Annotated in this window: 1 protein-coding gene; it reads right to left on the reverse strand. The window is 71.7% G+C overall.

Annotated elements, in window-relative coordinates; translation table 11 throughout:
* Window positions 1-584: aldehyde dehydrogenase family protein (locus DU505_RS22215; RefSeq protein WP_114481146.1), on the reverse strand; the 584-nt coding region annotated here is incomplete at its 3' end.
* Window positions 585-587 lie beyond the last annotated feature (3 nt).

Consider the following 587-nt stretch of genomic DNA (forward strand, 5'->3'; position numbering starts at 1 on the left):
AGCTCCGAGGTGCCGGGGTGGGCGGAGTGGCCCTTGACGATCACCGGGCAGCCGGCGGCCAGCGCCGAGGCGGTATCGCCGCCGGCCACCGAGAAGGCCAGCGGGAAGTTGCTGGCACCGAACACCGCCACCGGGCCCAGCGGGATGTGTCGCTGACGCAGGTCGACACGGGGCATCGGCTGGCGATCCGGCAGGGCCGGGTCGAGGCGCAGGTCGAGCCACTCGCCGGCGCGCACCACGCTGGCGAACAGGCGCAGCTGACCGCAGGTGCGGCCGCGCTCGCCCTCGAGACGCGCACGGGGCAGGCCGGTCTCGGCCATACCGCGTTCGATCAGTTCGTCGCCGATGGCCTCGATCTCGGAGGCCGCGCTCTCGAGGAACGTCGCGCGCTGCTCGAGGGTGGTCTCACGGTAGGCGCCGAAGGCTGCCTCGGCGAGTTCGCAGGCGCGCTCGACCTCAGCCTTGCTGCCGCCCACGTAGGTGGGTTCCAGCGTCTCGCCGGTGGCAGGGTTGACGCCATGGATGGGCGTGGAACTGCCGCTGACGGCCTCGCGGCCGATCAGCATCTTGCCTTGCAGGGTCATAAA

This window comes from Billgrantia montanilacus, from assembly GCF_003336675.1.
Lineage (GTDB): Bacteria > Pseudomonadota > Gammaproteobacteria > Pseudomonadales > Halomonadaceae > Halomonas > Halomonas montanilacus.